The organism is Cyclobacterium roseum (genome assembly GCF_010119225.1).
Classification (GTDB): Bacteria; Bacteroidota; Bacteroidia; order Cytophagales; family Cyclobacteriaceae; genus Cyclobacterium; species Cyclobacterium roseum.
This window is the reverse complement of record NZ_WNKF01000023.1, coordinates 20167-37473: the sequence shown is the minus strand read 5'-3', so window position 1 is coordinate 37473 and position 17307 is coordinate 20167. Positions and strand designations below refer to the sequence as shown.

Annotated in this window: 16 protein-coding genes; 7 read left to right on the top strand and 9 right to left on the bottom strand. The window is 44.4% G+C overall.

Translation table 11 applies throughout. The features are described from left to right. Nucleotides 1-305: 305 nt before the first annotated feature. The 3 genes from gldE to mutY are packed head-to-tail and all read right to left on the bottom strand — an operon-like array spanning nucleotide 306 to nucleotide 3316. Nucleotides 306-1655: a gliding motility-associated protein GldE gene (gene gldE, locus GJQ68_RS21440; RefSeq protein ID WP_162419316.1), complete on the bottom strand. Its 1350-nt coding sequence runs from the start codon at nucleotides 1653-1655 to the stop codon at nucleotides 306-308. 56 nt (nucleotides 1656-1711) lie between these two features. Next, nucleotides 1712-2176 carry a single-stranded DNA-binding protein gene (locus GJQ68_RS21435; protein ID WP_162419315.1) on the bottom strand — a complete coding sequence of 155 codons (465 nt, stop codon included), beginning with the start codon at nucleotides 2174-2176 and terminating at the stop codon, nucleotides 1712-1714. 57 nt (nucleotides 2177-2233) lie between these two features. Then, a complete protein-coding gene (gene mutY / locus GJQ68_RS21430; RefSeq protein ID WP_162419314.1) occupies nucleotides 2234-3316 on the bottom strand; it encodes an A/G-specific adenine glycosylase in 1083 nt (360 codons plus the stop codon). A gap of 162 nt (nucleotides 3317-3478) precedes the next feature. Between mutY and GJQ68_RS21425 the strand changes: the two genes are divergently transcribed. The 3 genes from GJQ68_RS21425 (at nucleotide 3479) to GJQ68_RS21415 (ending at nucleotide 6379) form a co-directional block, all read left to right on the top strand. Then, the gene (locus tag GJQ68_RS21425) at nucleotides 3479-3787 is read left to right on the top strand and encodes an HU family DNA-binding protein (protein WP_162342569.1); all 309 of its coding nucleotides are present in this window, start codon (nucleotides 3479-3481) and stop codon (nucleotides 3785-3787) included. A 19-nt stretch (nucleotides 3788-3806) separates the two neighbouring features. Then, complete coding sequence (locus GJQ68_RS21420) at nucleotides 3807-4628, top strand: tetratricopeptide repeat protein (protein ID WP_162419313.1); 822 nt, start codon at nucleotides 3807-3809, stop codon at nucleotides 4626-4628. Nucleotides 4629-4807: 179 nt separating this feature from the next. After that, entirely contained in the window at nucleotides 4808-6379 is a 1572-nt protein-coding gene (locus tag GJQ68_RS21415) for an Rne/Rng family ribonuclease (protein WP_162419312.1), read from the top strand. A gap of 14 nt (nucleotides 6380-6393) precedes the next feature. Here GJQ68_RS21415 and GJQ68_RS21410 read toward each other — a convergent pair whose 3' ends face one another. Continuing rightward, complete coding sequence (locus GJQ68_RS21410; RefSeq protein WP_162419311.1) at nucleotides 6394-6774, bottom strand: DUF805 domain-containing protein; 381 nt, start codon at nucleotides 6772-6774, stop codon at nucleotides 6394-6396. Between the two features lie 80 nt (nucleotides 6775-6854). Beyond that, on the bottom strand, nucleotides 6855-7649 hold the full coding sequence (locus GJQ68_RS21405) for a type III pantothenate kinase (protein ID WP_162419310.1): 795 nt from the start codon (nucleotides 7647-7649) through the stop codon (nucleotides 6855-6857). Between the two features lie 128 nt (nucleotides 7650-7777). Between GJQ68_RS21405 and GJQ68_RS21400 the strand changes: the two genes are divergently transcribed. From GJQ68_RS21400 to GJQ68_RS21390, 3 genes are read left to right on the top strand one after another with little or no spacing between them, the layout of a single operon-like run. Continuing rightward, a complete protein-coding gene (locus GJQ68_RS21400) occupies nucleotides 7778-8260 on the top strand; it encodes a GNAT family N-acetyltransferase (protein ID WP_162419309.1) in 483 nt (160 codons plus the stop codon). Nucleotides 8261-8310: 50 nt separating this feature from the next. Then, entirely contained in the window at nucleotides 8311-9411 is a 1101-nt protein-coding gene (locus tag GJQ68_RS21395; protein ID WP_162342563.1) for a vWA domain-containing protein, read from the top strand. 3 nt (nucleotides 9412-9414) lie between these two features. Continuing rightward, entirely contained in the window at nucleotides 9415-10947 is a 1533-nt protein-coding gene (locus GJQ68_RS21390; protein ID WP_162419308.1) for a P-loop NTPase family protein, read from the top strand. Nucleotides 10948-11071: 124 nt separating this feature from the next. On the opposite strand, the gene GJQ68_RS21385 is transcribed toward GJQ68_RS21390, so the two are convergent. The 4 genes from GJQ68_RS21385 to GJQ68_RS21370 all read right to left on the bottom strand — a co-directional run bounded on the left by GJQ68_RS21385 (nucleotide 11072) and on the right by GJQ68_RS21370 (nucleotide 16227). Then, nucleotides 11072-12295: a redoxin domain-containing protein gene (locus tag GJQ68_RS21385; protein WP_235941835.1), complete on the bottom strand. Its 1224-nt coding sequence runs from the start codon at nucleotides 12293-12295 to the stop codon at nucleotides 11072-11074. 196 nt (nucleotides 12296-12491) lie between these two features. Then, the gene (locus tag GJQ68_RS21380; RefSeq protein ID WP_162419307.1) at nucleotides 12492-13529 is read right to left on the bottom strand and encodes an ABC transporter ATP-binding protein; all 1038 of its coding nucleotides are present in this window, start codon (nucleotides 13527-13529) and stop codon (nucleotides 12492-12494) included. A gap of 18 nt (nucleotides 13530-13547) precedes the next feature. After that, nucleotides 13548-15182, bottom strand: coding sequence for an ABC transporter permease (locus GJQ68_RS21375; protein WP_162419306.1), 1635 nt, complete (start codon nucleotides 15180-15182; stop codon nucleotides 13548-13550). 13 nt (nucleotides 15183-15195) lie between these two features. After that, entirely contained in the window at nucleotides 15196-16227 is a 1032-nt protein-coding gene (locus GJQ68_RS21370) for a Fe(3+) ABC transporter substrate-binding protein (RefSeq protein ID WP_162419305.1), read from the bottom strand. Nucleotides 16228-16350: 123 nt separating this feature from the next. On the opposite strand from GJQ68_RS21370, the gene GJQ68_RS21365 reads away from it, so the two are divergent. Beyond that, nucleotides 16351-17286 carry a hydrogen peroxide-inducible genes activator gene (locus tag GJQ68_RS21365; RefSeq protein WP_162419304.1) on the top strand — a complete coding sequence of 312 codons (936 nt, stop codon included), beginning with the start codon at nucleotides 16351-16353 and terminating at the stop codon, nucleotides 17284-17286. Nucleotides 17287-17307 lie beyond the last annotated feature (21 nt).

Below are 17307 nucleotides of genomic sequence, written 5' to 3'. Positions count from 1 at the left end.
CAATTTTTAAATTCTAGACAATAAAGGTAAAACAAAAATGAAAGAATTGTTTGTAACGAAATGAAAAATTATGATTACAAGAATAAGAGATTACCTTTAAAAACGAACTGATGTAAGGTTTTTTTACGTTTATTTTGAATTTTATGGTTTAAATTTTCACCCGTCTTTACAAAGGCTAATGCCTTATCGGGTATTTAAGTTCGTTTTTCGTAATTTTAAAACTACAAAAAAAAATCAGAAAATTAAACCTGTACCTATAAAAATTAAAATCTATCTTCCAATAGTCCGATTCGCCTGGAAATGAATCAGTCCGATTGATCTGGAATGTTTTTATCCTGGGGTTCGTCCAACACTACCTTTACTTTTTTTATTTTTCTGGTATCAACAGCCATGATCGTAAATTCAAAATTTTCAAACCTGATTTTTGTTCCGTTTTTTGGCAAATTGGAATTCAATTCCAGCAGCAATCCTCCCAGCGATTCGCTTTCCCCTTTTACCTCATCAAAAAGCTGAATGTCTAGCTCCAATTTTTTGCAGAAATCATTCAACGATATTTTGCCTTCAAAAAGGTAGGTCCGCTCGTCGAGTTTTCGAAACAGGTGTTCTTCCACATCGTCAAATTCATCGTTGATGTCTCCGATGATTTCCTCTATCAGGTCTTCCAGCGTCACCAGTCCGGAAGTTCCCCCATATTCATCCACCACAATGGCCATGTGAACCCGCTTGTTTTTAAAGTTTTTAAGTAGGTCGGCTAGCTTTTTGTTCTCAGGGATGAAATAACCCTTTCGAATCAGGTCCTGCCATTGAAAATGTTCGTCTTTTTCTATGTGATCCAGCAGGTCCTTGATGTAGAGGATTCCCTTGATTTGATCAATGGTATCTTCGTATACCGGAATACGTGAATACCCACTTTTATTGATCTTGTCCATTAATTCATGGAAATCCATTTCCACATCCACTGCCGTAAGGTCCATTCGGGAACGCATTACCTGCTTTACGGACAAGGTGCCAAAATTAACGATGCCTTTCAGAATATCTCTTTCGTTATTGCTGGTGTCCACCGAGGTGATTTCCAGCGCCTGATGCAATTCATCTACCGAAATGGAATAGCCCTTCCTTTCGATGCGCTTTTCAATCACATTACTCATGGCCATCAAGGCATAGGAAAGCGGGCTCAGCAATAGGGAGAAATAGTAAAGAAAAGTGGAGGTCAACCTGGAAAAGGTAACCCTGGCCGAATTGGCATATACTTTAGGAACAATCTCTCCAATAAATACGATAGCGAAGGTAACACCAACGGTTTGAAACAAAATGATAATAATGCCGGAGGTGTCCGTACCAAAGACCGTCCAGGTAAAAAAGGTGGTCAGAGTAACGATGCTGATATTGATCAGATTGTTGAGAATCAAAATGGTACTCAACAGCTTCTGAGGATTTTCAATAAGCGCAATCACCTTCTCTGAACGGGAATCGGCTGTTTGCTGTATTGATTCGATATCCTCGTGGTTCAGCGAAAAAAATGCTACTTCCGAACCGGATACCAAAGCGGATGATACCAAAAGTGCGAGGAATAGGATCGCGTTGGTCACCACATAAACCGGAGAAACAGCCAGGATATCTGCCAGCAACAGCAAACTCGGGTAGGGGTCGTCCATTAATGTAAGAAAATTATTTTTTTCAAAACTACGGAATTTTAACGGAACCCTTTCTTTTAAAATGGTAAATCGTCGGATCCATCGTCCTCATTTTCAAAGGATGGCTCCTGCGCCATTTGATTCCCTTTCGTATTTTCGGTATTTCCGGAAGGTTGAGCCTGCCCGGAACCCGGACTATCCTGTCCCATATTTCTGGAACCCAGCATGGTAAAACTTAATACCCGAATCTTCATTCGCTTCCGGTTATTCCCCTGATCATCCTGCCAGGTATCCGATTTTATTTTACCTTCTACGTAAATCTGGCTTCCCTTTTTTAAATATTGCTCCGCTACTTTTGCCTGCCCGTCCCACATTTCCAGGTCGTGCCATTCGGTGTTTTCGACCCGGTTTCCGGATCGATCCTTGTACGTTTCAGTGGTAGCCAACCGTAGATTGGCCACTACCTTATCTCCTTCCAGGTGCTTGACTTCCGGGTCAGCACCCAGATTTCCCAGTAGAATTACTTTATTTACTCCTGCCATGATTTGCTAGTTTATTGATTCGCGGTGCTTAGTGTTACCTAATTTAAATGTAATGATTTATTTTTTTTGATTCAAGTACCTGACAATCAATTTGGGTTTTCCCATTTCTTCCAAAGCCTGTTCGTCTGCCAGTATGTAACCGTTCTCCATAGCCCACTTTTCCAACTGCGGCTTTTGTGCTGCTTCCAATTTGATCTCTACGAAGGAAGCAAAAATTCGCTGATGACTGAGAATGTGCTTCCATGGTTTTTCTGCGTGGGGCTCAAAAACCGGTCCAAGGGATGCCAGTTCCTGAAAAGCTGACAGGTTTTCAGGCTTCGGAGGAAAAATAGCTTCCTTGCTGCTGAATTCTTCTAAGGGGAAGTCTACCAATCCTTGCCATATATCCTTTGCAGTTCGTTTACGCACGACAATGTGACCGGCGGCATGGATATAGTGATAGACAAAGTATCGTGGCCTAACCTTGGTTTTTTTCGCTTTTACAGGTAAGCTGTGTACCAGTTCACGTTTTGATGCAAAACAGTCCGGCTGGAGTGGGCAGTTCGGGCAATCCGGATTTGTTGGGACGCACTGAAGCGCCCCAAATTCCATGATGGCCTGATTGTATTCATCCGGATTGCTTTTTGGAATCAGCCGGTTTGCCAGCAATTCGAACGCTTTCTTACCGGCAGGGGAGCCTATATCCGTACTAATCCCAAAAAACCGGGAAAGAACCCGGTAAACATTTCCATCCACCACAGCCACGGGCTCACGGAAGGCGAAGGAGGCGATAGCAGCCGCAGTATAGGGTCCCACTCCCTTTAACTTCAGAAGGTCTTTATAATTATCGGGGAATTTTCCCTCGCGCTCCTCTACGATTTCCCTGGCGCAAGCATGCAGGTTACGGGCCCTGCTATAGTAGCCCAATCCTTGCCAGGTCCGCAGGATCTCGGACTCCGGTGCTGCGGCCAATTGTGCCAAAGTGGGGAATTTATTTACAAAATCGTAAAAATAAGGTAACCCCTGAGCAACCCGTGTCTGCTGAAGAATGATTTCGGACAACCAAATGATATATGGATCCCTTGTGCCTCTCCAAGGCAAATCGCGGCGGTTATGGGGATACCAACGGAGCAGTTTTTCAGTAAAATAGCTACTATTCAAAATTTATATAGGTTAATTTTCGACCACTTATTTGACAAAACAAGCTAATTTTGTTCATTTTATTTTTTAATTGGAATGGTTATTGTAAATTTGCACTCCCAAAATTACTTGGTTAATAGGAGGTTAAGCCTCTAATGAATTACACAATAAAATTTTAAGACAGTGACTAAAGCAGAGGTAATCACAAAGATTTCGGAGAAGACAGGAATTCAGAAGGACGATGTTACACAGACCGTCGAGGCGTTCTTTAAGGTGGTAAAGGATTCAATGGCAGAGGGAGATAACATCTATGTCAGAGGTTTTGGCAGTTTTATTAACAAAAAAAGGGCTAAAAAAATTGCGAGAAATATTTCCAAAAACACAGCTATTGTGATTGACGAACATTATGTTCCCGCTTTTAAACCTTCAAAATCTTTTATCGAAAAAATCAAAAACAGCCAAAATGTGAAAGAGTTGGCTCCCCAGGACTAAGTTCGGGTAAATGTTAAAGATGAAGCGATCCCAAATTATTTTCGTTGTAGTAGGTTTATTACTGACTTATTTTCTTTACTCCTTACCTTTGGTGGTGGTGGAAAATGAGCAGGGGGATCTCGCTACAGGCGAAAGTGGTTTGGGATCTGATGTTAATCCGGAGGCAAATTCACATGGAAGTTCCCTGAATGCCACCGACCTGGAAATGATTGAAAATCTGATGGGTCAAATGGAAGGGGAACCTGATGACGAAAATTTTGTTATATTTGCTGATTCCATCGCCAGTGTTTATGAAAAGGGTGGAAAATTGGACAGTGCGGCTTATTACTATGGCTTAATTGCCGAAAAGGTTCCGGAACTCGAGAACTGGGAAAAAGCAGGCAACTTGTACTACGAAGCCTTTGGTTTTGCCATGGAAGATGACAAAACCAGACTAATGGCAGAAAAAGCCCGTTTGTATCTCGGAAAGGTATTGGAACAAAATCCGGAAAGGCTGGACCTGAAGACCAAAGTAGCCATGACCTACGTGTCTTCGTCCAATCCCATGCAGGGAATTACCATGCTGAGGGACATACTGGAACAGGATCCGGATAACGAAGAGGCCCTGTTCAATATGGGGATTTTGTCCATGCAAAGCGGTCAATACAAGCGTGCGGTGGAGCGATTTGAAAGGTTAGTGGCCAATCACCCTGAAAACATACAGGGACAGTTTTATCTGGGCGTCAGTTTATTTGAGTCGAATCAAAAGAACCAGGCCAAAAAGCAGTTGGAAGCCCTGCAGCAGAAAACGGATGATCCACAGATCCTCTCAGGGATCGAGAATTATTTGGATAGATTATAATTTAAAATAAGTGTTAAACTTTAAACCATAAAATTATGCCTTGCGGTAAAAAAAGGAAGAGACATAAGATCGCTACGCACAAGCGTAAGAAAAGATTGAGAAAAAACAGACACAAAAAGAAGTAATTCGATAACTTCTTAAAACAAAAACGTTCTTTTATTTCATAATAGAGACACAATTTGAGTTCAGAATTATTAATTGATTCCTCTCAAAACGGTAGTCGCATTGCCTTGTTGAAAAACAAAAGCTTGATTGAGCTTCACTTAGAAGAAGAAGACAACAAGTTTAAAGTCGGAGATATCTATCTTGGCTCTGTAAAAAAAATCGTCAATGGCCTAAACGCCGCTTTTATAGACGTTGGTTTTGAAAAAGACGCATTTTTACATTATCAGGATCTTGGACCTAGGGTAAACAGCTTGAATAAGCTGGTTAAAGTTACCCGAAATAAGAGCCACCAGGGATTTAACCTGAAGGGCTTTGAAAATGAACCTGAAATAGACAAGCTGGGAAAAATTTCCCAGGTATTGTCTAAAAACAATCAGGTTTTGGTGCAGGTAGTGAAAGAACCGATTTCAACGAAAGGACCGCGACTGTCCTGTGAGCTCTCCCTTGCTGGTCGATACCTGGTTTTGGTGCCCTTTTCTGACACGGTGAACGTATCTAAAAAAATACGAAGTGCCGAGGAAAGAAGAAGGTTAGCCAGGCTTATCACGTCTATCAAACCCGTGAATTTTGGGGTGATCATCCGAACTGTGGCAGAAGGACAATCTGTCACCGAATTGGACAAAGATCTCAGAAACCTTCTGGAATCATGGGAAGAAGGCATGAAAAAGCTGCAAACAGCCAAGGTAAAAGACAAAATCATCGGAGAAATGAGTTTGGCCTCCTCGATTATCAGAGACCTACTCAACGAATCTTTCGACGCAATCACGGTAGAGGATGAAGTAATTTACGATCAGATGCGATCTTACATAAGATCGATTGCTCCAGAAAAAGAAAAAATTGTTAAGCTTTTCAACGGAAAAGCGAAGCTCTTTGAAAGTTTTGGTATTGAAAAACAGATCAAAAGCCTGTTTGGATCCACGGTAAGTTTGCCCCAGGGCGGATACCTCATTATTGAGCACACCGAAGCCCTTCATGTGGTAGATGTGAACAGTGGAAACAAGTCCAACCAGGAAAATGATCAGGAAAATACCGGCCTTAAAACCAATCTAGTAGCGGTAAAGGAAATTGCAAGACAATTAAGGCTACGCGATATGGGTGGTATCATTGTGATTGATTTCATTGACATGAAAAAAGCCGATAACAAACGGGCAATTTTCGAAGCAATGAAAGACGCAATGAGAGATGACCGATCAAAAAACACGGTGCTCCCACTCACTAAATTCGGACTGATGCAAATCACCCGACAACGCGTCCGACCCGAAATGAACATTGTCACCAAAGAAACCTGCCCATCCTGTAATGGAACTGGAAAAATCCAGGCTTCCATATTGGTGGCAGACAAATTGGAAAAAGATTTAGAACATCTTGCAACACACCAAAACGAATCGAAGATTAAAATAGCCATGCATCCTTATTTATATGCCTACTTTACACATGGCATCTATTCAAAAAGGATTCAGTGGTTTTTTAAATATTACAAATGGATCAGCCTGATTAAAGATTCTTCACTACCGGTGACGGAGTACAAATTCCTGGATAGCACAGGAGAACCTATAGAAATTATCATAAAAAGCGAGTCTGAGTAAGACTCGCTTTTTTTTTATACGATACCACTGTTTTGCGTTTTGGGATTGGGACCGTACTGATTGGCAGGTTTGCTGTCTTCTACTAAAAATACGATCAGCACAATCACCCCAATGACGGGAATCAAGCCAATCAGGACCCATAAGCCTGACCTTCCTGTATCATGGAGTCTCCTCACAGCCACCGCTATACCCGGGATAAATATGGCTAAGCTATAAATCATACTCAAAAATGAAAGATCGAGGAGGGTTCCCACGATTCCGATACCAACGCTGATTAGAATATTAAACAGCACAAAGTACCAATACTCGCTTCTCCTGGCCCTGCCATCAAATTGCGCGTATTTATTTTTAATTACATCCAGAAAATAATCAAAAGGCTGGGATTGGGCATTCATAAGTAAAAGGGGTTTACGTTCAAAATTTTAACTGTGATTAAACTACCTATTTATCGGCAATATTCCAAAACTTCGACCTGTCAGTGCCCGCCGCTGACCTGCTCATTTCTGTTTGAATTCGTGATCTGATAGATTCCCTTTAAGGTCAGGTGCCTGTCTATCAGATCAAATTGATCATGAAGATGGTCCATCACTGCTGAAAGTCCACCGGTAGCCACTACCTTGTAGCTTTGATTGGTCTCCGCCGCAATGGCTTTCAGCATCCCCTTGACCAGGGCCGTGTAGCCGTAAAAGATTCCTGCCTGTATGGAATGAATCGTATTTTTTCCCAATACCGAATCCGGCATTTCCAAGGTTACCTTGGGTAATTTGGCCGTTCCGGTGAAAAGCGCATTTATAGCCGTTTTGATTCCGGGAACGATGTTTACCCCAATGACTTGCCCCTGCTCATCCACGATGCTAAAGGTCAGGGCAGTCCCAAAATCTACCACGATACAGGCTTCCCTGAAATACGCGTAAGCGGCGGTGATGTTAGCCATCAGATCACTACCTATTTCGTGTGGGTTTACCGTTTTTACCGGGAGCCTTTCATAGCTGTTTCCGTCGATCAGATAAGGAGTCATCCCAAAAAAGTTTTCACAACATTGCAAGAGTACGGGTGCTAAATCAGGAACCACCGTACTCAAGCCAATATCGGTAACGGATTCAAGCTTCCAGTCATTCTCCAAAAAGAAGTGACCCAGCTTCTTTTCAAGCTGAAAAACCGTCAGGTTTTTATGGCTATCCACGCTAAGGGTGGGGGGCCAGGACTCAGCTCCCTCCCTATACAAACCAAAAATAATGGTCGAATTACCGGCATCGATGGATAAGAACATGGCAAATAGAGTTGTTTTACCAAAGATAAAAATCGTGCGGCAATTGCCCTGCCCCATCCTCCGGTTAATTTTCCAAGAAAGGAGAACCGAATTGGGCTAAAGTGGGTCCTTTTTATTAATTTCAATTCATGTATATCGTTAGAAAAGGAAAAAAAGAAGACCTACCGCAGGTCTTTGCCCTCATCCAGGAACTAGCCCTTTATGAAAAGGCACCCGATGAGGTAACCAATACCGTACAATTAATGGAAAAAGATGGCTTTGGTCCGAACCCTGTCTTTGGTTTCTTTGTGGTTGAAAAAGAAGGTAATGGACCCATTATCGGAACGGCCATTTACTACTACCGCTACAGCACCTGGAAAGGAAAACGGCTCTACCTGGAAGATTACATTATCACCGCGTCGGAGAGAGGAAAGGGCGCGGGTAAATTGCTATTTGAGGCGGTCCTGGCCAAATCGCTGGAAGAAGGTTGCACAGGCATGATGTGGCAGGTGCTGGATTGGAACGAACCGGCCATCAAATTTTACAAGAAATACGGTGCGAGTTTTGAGGAAGAATGGCTCAATTGCCATCTTCAGGCCGATGAGATCATCTCACTCATCGAAAATCAATAAGGGATTTCGAAAAGCGAAAACCTCTGGCAGTAATATTTTGTTAAGGAGTTATGAAAGGTTTCAGATTTACCAAATTTGTCCCGCAGAAAGATCCCGATAAGAATACCTTTGATCAGCTACTGGACATTTTCCTTCAATTAGTCACCATGACCGGTGGAGATGTAGCCGAAGCACTCAGCTGGCTGACCAATCTGGACAAACGCTACCAGATGACCACTCCTGGTTACGGAATTGGTGATTTTATCGAGGATTTGAAAAGCAAGGGGTACCTGGACGAGAAGCAGGGAAAAGGATCGATTAAAATTACCGGAAAGGCCGAACAGACCATTCGAAAAAGCGCGTTGGAGGAAATTTTCGGAAAGCTAAAAAAAGGAAAAGGCGGGCAGCACAAAACCACCCATACCGGGCCCGGAGAGGAAAGGGGCTCCGAAAGACGGCCCTTTCAATTTGGCGACAACCTGGATCAAATCGCACTTACCGATTCCCTTAGAAATGCGCAGGCAAACCACGGATTTTCGGGAGACTATTTGTTGACTGAGGATGATTTGGAAGTGGTGGAAAGCGAGACCCGGACGCAGACCTCCACCGTTCTGATGATTGATATTTCCCATTCCATGATCCTCTATGGAGAGGACAGGATTACGCCTGCCAAAAAGGTAGCCATGGCCCTGGCAGAGCTGATCAAGACCCGCTACCCGAAAGACACCCTGGACGTAATCGTTTTTGGCAACGATGCCTGGCAGATAGCCATCAAAGACCTTCCCTACCTGCAGGTTGGCCCTTACCATACGAACACGGTAGCAGGTCTGGAACTGGCCATGGATCTGTTGAGGCGGAGGAAAAATCCCAATAAGCAGATTTTTATGATCACGGATGGAAAACCTACCTGTTTGAAGGTAGGCATCAAATATTATAAAAATAGCTTCGGCATTGATAGCAAAATACTGAAGGAAACATTAAAACTGGCAGCGCAGTGTCGGCGATTGAAAATCCCTGTCACCACTTTTATGATCGCCTCCGACCCCTATCTAAAAGAATTTGTCAAAGAATTTACCACCGTCAATAACGGTAACGCCTACTACAGCAATCTCAAAGGCCTGGGTCATTTGATTTTCGAAGATTACAGAAGAAACCGAACGAAACGTTTTTAAAGCATGGAATACCAAAAAATGACCAACAAAGATCGACTGAAAATACAAACCCTGGGACAGTTAAAGGCCGTAGGCTACTCAGGGAAAACCATAAAAGAAGAGTTAAGGCAAAACCTGATTCATAAAATACAACATAAGGAGAATGTTTTTGAAGGCATTTGGGGCTACGAAGATACCGTAATCCCGGATATTGAACGCGCGATTCTCTCCGGTCACAATATCAACCTGCTTGGATTAAGGGGGCAGGCTAAAACCCGGATTGCACGGATGATGACCCTCTTACTGGACGATTACGTTCCGGTAGTTAAAGGTGCTGAACTCAATGACGACCCGTTGCGGCCTATTTCTACTTTTGCCCGGGAGTTGATTCAGGAAAAAGGAGACGATACCCCGGTAGTTTGGTGGGCTAAGGAGGACCGATACACGGAAAAACTTGCGACACCGGATGTGTCGGTTGCCGATTTGATTGGGGATGTAGACCCCATTAAGGCCGCCACCATGAAACTCTCCTACAATGACGAAAGAGTCATTCACTTTGGATTAGTGCCCCGATCTCATCGATCCATTTTTGTGATCAATGAATTGCCGGATTTACAGGCAAGGATTCAGGTGGCACTTTTTAATATCCTGCAAGAGGGAGATATTCAGATCAGAGGCTTTAAGCTGAGGCTTCCGCTGGATATACAGTTTGTATTTACCGCGAACCCGGAGGATTATACCAACAGGGGAAGTATTGTGACGCCTCTGAAAGATAGGATCGAAAGTCAGATCATTACCCATTATCCAAAAAACATTGAAATAGGTAGAAAAATAACCCAACAGGAAGCCAAGTTGACCAATCGGCCTCTGGATAAGATCCACGTGCCGGAACTTATGAAGGACCTGATTGAGCAAATTGCCATAGAAGCCCGGGACAGCGAGTACGTGGATGAGAAAAGTGGCGTTTCGGCAAGGCTTACGATTTCCGCTTACGAAAACCTCATTTCTGCTGCCGAGAGGAGATTGTACCTGAATAATGAAAACCAGACCATGGTACGGATTGTGGACCTTATTGGTGTCATTCCTGCCATCACAGGAAAGGTAGAACTTGTCTATGAAGGAGAACAGGAGGGAGCTGGCCTGGTGGCGCACAACCTGATCGGAAAGGCCATCCGAAGTTTGTTTGTACAGTACTTCCCTTCTCCCGAACAAAAGAAGAAAGAGAAGGAAGGCAATCCCTATGTACTACCCCTGGCCTGGTTTGGAGAAGGAAATGAATTGGATATTTTGGCTTCGCATACCGACAAAACCTATAAATCCGACTTACACCAGGTACCTGGATTGGAGAAGATTGTTACGGAATTTGTAAAAGAATTGCCTGAAAAGGAAAAAGAATTCTACATGGAATTTGCCCTACACGGACTGGCAGAATACAGCCAGCTAAGCAAAAAGCTGCTGGATACCGGCATGCAATTCAAGGACCTTTTCAGCAGCATGTTCGATCTCGGAAATCCCGGATTAGAGGACGATGATGAGGAAGATCCCTTTGACAATTGATTCCGGAAAAACGGATTGTCATTCACCACTGCCCAAACCTCTCCTGTTTTCAGGAGGGGGAGTAGGGGGGTGGTAAAATTGGGATCGTCAAGGATTTCCAGGCAGAACAACACTTTGGTTACTATTAATAATACCTGCCGATCATAGGATGGTCCACAATGGTTCTTTTCATTGCCAGGGGATCAATGGTTCCGGGAATTTTGTGATACACCTTCCCTCCCGGTTCTATCAGCAGGGTTAGGGGAAGACTACCATCCCAATCATTTTTTACCACCTCGATAATGGCATATTTATCATCGGTATCCACCAGGTAATTGGTGGTTGCGGAATACTTTTTTTGCAGAAATTTCAGAGCTTTGTCGGCAGATTCCGGATTGTCCAGCGAGACCGACACAAATTCAAAATCCCGATTGCCATACATGCGTTGGATTTCAATGAATTCAGGATACTCCACGATACAGGGCCCACACCAGGTAGCCCAAAAATTCACTAATCGTAGTTGATCGCTGTCATTTTCCAACAGGTTTTCCAGCTCATCCAAGCTGATAGTAGACAGTTCCACCGGCTTTTCTTTCCATTCTTCGTTTACCTTGAGGGTATATTCGTTTTTCCAGGCCCATTTGATGGAACAGCCAAAGGCGGGTGTAGTGGCCCGGTCGGCAGCCAGAGCCTCTCCCTGGAGGGTCTTTTCGATGGCATAGATGGCATCCTCTGCTTTTCCGGTCCCGGGCTTTTCGGAAGCATCTATCCGGCCTTGATAGGTCAGTTTTCGGTCCGCATCAAAAACGAAAATATGTGGCGTTGCCGTAGGACCATAGGCAGTGGAAAAGTGATGCTCGTCCCCATCGTATAGATAGGGGAAATTATAATCCATTTCCTCAGCACGGATTTTCATGCTTTCTAAGTCATCGTTCAGATCCGTGTAGCCCAATTCTTCAGGAAGTACGGCTATCGGTGAATTGGGGGAAATGGCAATGAACTGAACGCCCTGATCGCTGTATTCCTCCGCCAGATCAATAAACCGCTGTTCGTAAGCCTGGGCAGTAGGGCAGTGATTGCAGGTGAAGTTAATCACCAAAACTTCTTTGTCCTGATAATCCGAAAGTTCGTGGTAGTGGCCATCTACCCCCGGCAACCTGAAGTCGGGAGCATTGTCGCCTATTTCCAGGGTAGTAACGGGCTTTTCCGCCACCACCTTTGGATTCGGCGTAAAAGATTCCTCAGCGGCAACCGTTTCCTCCTTTTCCGAAGACTGATTGCCCTGTCCGCAGGCATAAACAAGGAACAGCATGATAAAAGCAAAGGAAACTTTCACAAACAAGGTATTTAGTGCGTGCAAAGGGTTCATTTTGGAATGGATCTAATGTGACATACATGAAAACCAGGAATTGTCCAGTTGACTGAAATAAATATACAGAATAAAAGCGGCAGGTGAAACCTCCCGACTGCCAAGCCTGGAAAAATCAGGAAATCGGCAGCGCTTTAAAATTGGACATTAGGATCTACTTATGCCTTTCGCAGGGATGTATTGAAACAGCGACCTTTTAGAAAGCATCTTCCACACTAAAGGACCGGATGGTGAAAAATACGCTACTACCGTTGGTAAAATGGCGGGTTGGGGTCGCACGAACATAAATGCACTTTCCATTTTCATCTGCCAGGCGGACCATTTGATGGTCACCAAAATAGGCACTTTGCCTGACGGTACCGATCAGTGCCTGCCTCAGACTTTTCTTGATTTTTATCTCTTCGGGGCGGAAAAGGATTTTTACCTTATTCTGGAAATTTCGGGACCTTTCATCAGTGATAAAACCGAAAGAGGTATAAAACCCGTCATCAGTAGCCGTCGCCAACACCTGGTTTCTTCGCCCAAAAAAATTGGCCACGTACGGGTTAACCGGTTTTTCGTATAATTTCTTTGGGCTATCCAGTTGCTGAAGGTAACCTTTGTGAAGAATGGCCACCCGATCAGCGGTAGAAAGGGCATCCCGGGTATCGTGCGTTACAAACAAAGCGGTGATTCCCGCTTTTTTGATAATTTGACGCGTTTCTTCCCTGACCTGGTCCTTAAGGACCCCGTCCAGGTTACTGAATGGTTCATCCAGCAGCAGAATGGTCGGATTGGGGGCTATGGCTCTTGCGAGGGCCACGCGTTGTTGCTGACCACCTGAAAGCTGGTGTGGATATTTGGTGGGCTTTTCATTCAAACCTACCAGCTTTAATGTTTGCGTTGCGATATCATTGGCATTTCCCTGCGAGGCCCTGATCCCAAATTTCACATTGTCTAGAATATTGAGATGGGGGAAAAGTGCATAATCCTGAAAAACCATGCCCACATTCCGTTCATTTGCGGGCACCGATCTACTTCCCTCCACCAAGGTTTGCTCCGATAGCGTGATCGTGCCGGCATCGGGGTGTTCCAAGCCGGAAATCAAACGGAGCAGGGTGGTTTTTCCAGAGCCGCTTTCCCCGACCAGTGCCAGAATCTCTCCTTTCCTTACTTCCAGAGAGATGTCCTTTACCGCATAATCTTCGGAACTTGCATATTTTTTATCGATGCCTTGCAGCCTGAGTATATTCATTCAAAAATGTCAGTTTTCCTACACGTTCGCCTTCCGGATCATCCTGTTCAGAAAAACAATGGGTACTATTCCCGTAAGGATAATGATCAGAGAGGCATTGGCCGATTCCGCTATCATTTCATTAGTGGCCATGTCAAACGCTTTGGTGGCTAACGTATGATAGTTAAACGGTCGAAGAATCAAAGTTAAGGGTAATTCTTTTAAAACATCCACAAACACCAGCAATATGCCACTCAATACGCTTGCTTTGATCAAGGGCAAATCGATTCTCCACAAGGTTTTCCAGCTGCTTTTACCCAAAAGCCTTCCGGCCTCATTCACGTGAATGCCGATTTTTTGAAATCCGGCATCAATCGGATGATAACCCACGGCCATAAACCGAACGATATACGCAAAAATAAGCACCGAAATCGTACCCGAAATGACCATCCCCATTCGGTCTGATAAAAGATTTTCCCGCAACCACTGGTCCAAACCCAATACAGGCACCATAATGCCGACGGCTATCACGGCTCCTGGAATGGCATATCCAAGCGTGCCGATGCGGGTCACATTTTTCAGCCAGGGTAGGGAGCTTAATCGTAAGGTATACAACAAAATTACCGCTATCACGGCCACCAGCAGGCCTGCTGCCGCTGCCAATCCGAAACTTCTAAGCACTAAATAGAAGAAATCGGCATTCATTGATTGCTGATACGTCAACCAAACCCATTGAATAATTTGCAAAAAGGGAGCAAAAAAACTGAGGAAAAATAGCGTGGAACAAAAAAAGGTGAGTAGCCACTTTTTCCCGGTAGGGAGCACTACGCTTACCAATGGCTTGCTTATCGAATGGTTGGATGAAAACCGCCTGTGGCCCCGCTGCCATCCCTCCAGCAATAAAATGACAAACACCAAAAGCATCAGAATGGCGGCCAGATAAATGGCTGTCGTCACATCGCCCATGGAGAACCAGGATCGGAAAATTCCGGTCGTAAAAGTACTTACTCCGAAATATTTGACGGTGCCGTAATCATTTAGCACCTCCATGGAGGCCAAAGCAATGCCCCCGACAATGGCAGGACGGGCCATAGGAAGGGCCACTTTCAGAAAGGTTTGCCAGCCATTACTTCCCAAAAGGGCAGCCGCCTCCTGCAGGGTTCGGGATTGCCGCAGAAAAGAAGCTCTGGATAACAAATACACGTAGGGAAACAAGGTGATAGACAAAATAAAAATTGCCCCGGGAAGGTTCATGATATCCACGATGCTTCCAACGACCTGAAAACCCAGGGTATTTCTAAGAAAGGCTTGCAAAGGACCCGAATAATCAAGCATACCGGTATAGGTATAGGCCATGATGTATCCCGGAAATCCCAATGGTAAAATCAGGAGCCACTCAAAATACCTCCTACCGGGAAACTGGTAATTGGTTACGGCCCAGGCAGTCGATACGCCCAATAAAAAGGTGCCAATACCCACCCCTACGAGTAAAATCACCGTATTTTTAAAATAACCCGCCAGCAAGGTATCCTTAAGATGCATCCAACTTTCACCTGGTGGGTCGGTCAGCTTAAAAAGAATCGTAAAAAGAGGCGTAGCTATTAACAACAGTACCAGTAAGGTGCCTGTCATCCACTTATTCCACCAGTAAATTCGTTGTTTGGCAATTTCCAATCTTACTTGCTAATTATTTCCAGCCTACTTCATCAAAAATAATTACTGCTTGCCTGTTATTTTCGCCAAGTAGTGACAGGTTTATGGAATCGGCTTTAAAATCTCCCCAACTCTGAAGCAATTCGGAAGGTGACACCTTCGGATTTACGGGGTATTCGTAGTTTACATTGGCCAAAACTTGCTGCGATTTTTCCTCCGATAAAAACTCAATCAAACGAATGGCATTTTCCTTGTTGGGAGCATGACGGGTTACCCCTGCTCCGGAAATATTGATATGGGTCCCCCTGTCATTTTGATTGGGAAAAAATATACCTACCTGCTCCGCAGCTTTAACCGTCTCCGGATTGGCATCATTTAGCATGATCCCTATGTAGTAGCTGTTCACAATGGCCACATCTCCCTCTCCGGAAGCAACGGCTTTCACCTGATCCCGATCGCTTCCTTTCGGGTCCCGGGCCATGTTAGCCAAAAGTCCGGCCGCCCATTCCTTGGCTTTTTCGGGCCCATGTGCCACAATTAGAGAAGCCAGCAGGGATTGGTTGTAAATGTTTTCAGAAGACCGGGTCAATACCCTTCCTGCCCATTGCGGTTCGGTAAGGCTTTCGTAAGTATCCAACTCTTCCGGATTTACCCTTTCTTTATGATAGGCCATTATTCGGGCCCTGAAAGTCAGCCCAAACCAGAGGCCTTCCGGATTTCGAAACTTTGCAGGGATGTTTTGCTCCAATACCGAGGAGGAAACTGCCTGAAACAAGCCTTTTTCCTGAGCCCGATGAAGCCGGCCTGCATCCACTGTAATCAGCAAATCCGCTGGCGATCCTTCACCCTCCAACTCCAGTTTCTGGATCAGTTCGTCGGCACTGGCACTAACTACATTGACTTCGATTCCGGTTTCGGCAGTAAAAGCGTCGAATAATTGCTGATCGGCATCGTAATGTCGGTGCGTGTAAACATTCACTACTTCTTCTTCCGAGCTTTTCTGAGCACAGGAAAAGGTTACGGCCAAAATCAGGGAGGAAAGAATTAACGTTTGAATTTGCTTCATGATTACGGTGTTTGAGGACAAAATTAGGCATTATTTATATCAAATCTAAATAAAAGAAAAAAGATTTTTATATTTGCGAAGCCTATTTAGCAAGAGAAATTAACGCCACACCAGAAAGGTATAATGACCATTCAGCAACTGGAATACATATTGGCAGTCGATAAGTGCCGCCATTTCGGCCATGCAGCCGAAGCCTGTTTTGTCACCCAGCCAACCCTGAGTGCTCAGGTGAGTAAATTGGAAAAAGAATTGGGAGTCATTCTCTTTGACAGGTCAAAAATGCCTGTCATTCCCACGGAAATCGGTGAAAGGATCATTGCTCAGGCCAAAAAAGTCGTTTCCGAAAGCAAGGGAATCTTCGAGTTGGTCTCCCAAATGAAGGGAGATGTGAGCGGCCTGATCAAAATGGGGGTCATTCCCACGATTGCTCCTTATTTGTTGCCGCTTTTTATCCAAAACTTTATCCAAAAATACCCTCGTGTGCAGCTACAAGTACAGGAGATGGTAACGGAAGACATCTTAAAAAAGCTAAAAAACGACGAACTGGATATAGGGCTGGTGGTCACCCCGCTAGAGGAATCGGGAATCGTGGAAAAGCCCATTTTCTACGAGAAGTTTTTCGTATACCTGTCGAAGTACCACCCCCTGTTAAAACAGGATCAGGTGGAAGCAGGAGCCATTCTATCAGAAGACCTGTGGGTCTTGCAGCAGGGTCATTGTTTTCGGGATCAGGTACTCAACCTTTGCGATCAAAATAAATTTCAACGGATGAATTTTCACTACGAAAGTGGTTCATTGGAAGGATTGAAAAACATGGTCAACCGCTACAAGGGAATCACCCTGCTACCTGAGCTGGCTACAGAAGGCCTGAGTGAAGAGGAAAAAAGCAGGCTGCGGCCTTTTCGGGGAGAGGCTCCCGTCCGGGAGGTAAGCCTGATTCTCACCCGTAGCTTTCTGAAACAAAAGTTGGTTTCCCTACTTTTTGAGGAGATTCGAAATGTAGTCCCGGCCCACATGCTTTCCAAAAAGGAGGGCAAGCTGGTAAGTTTTAAATTATAAAGGAAAATCCTTTAAAAAGCA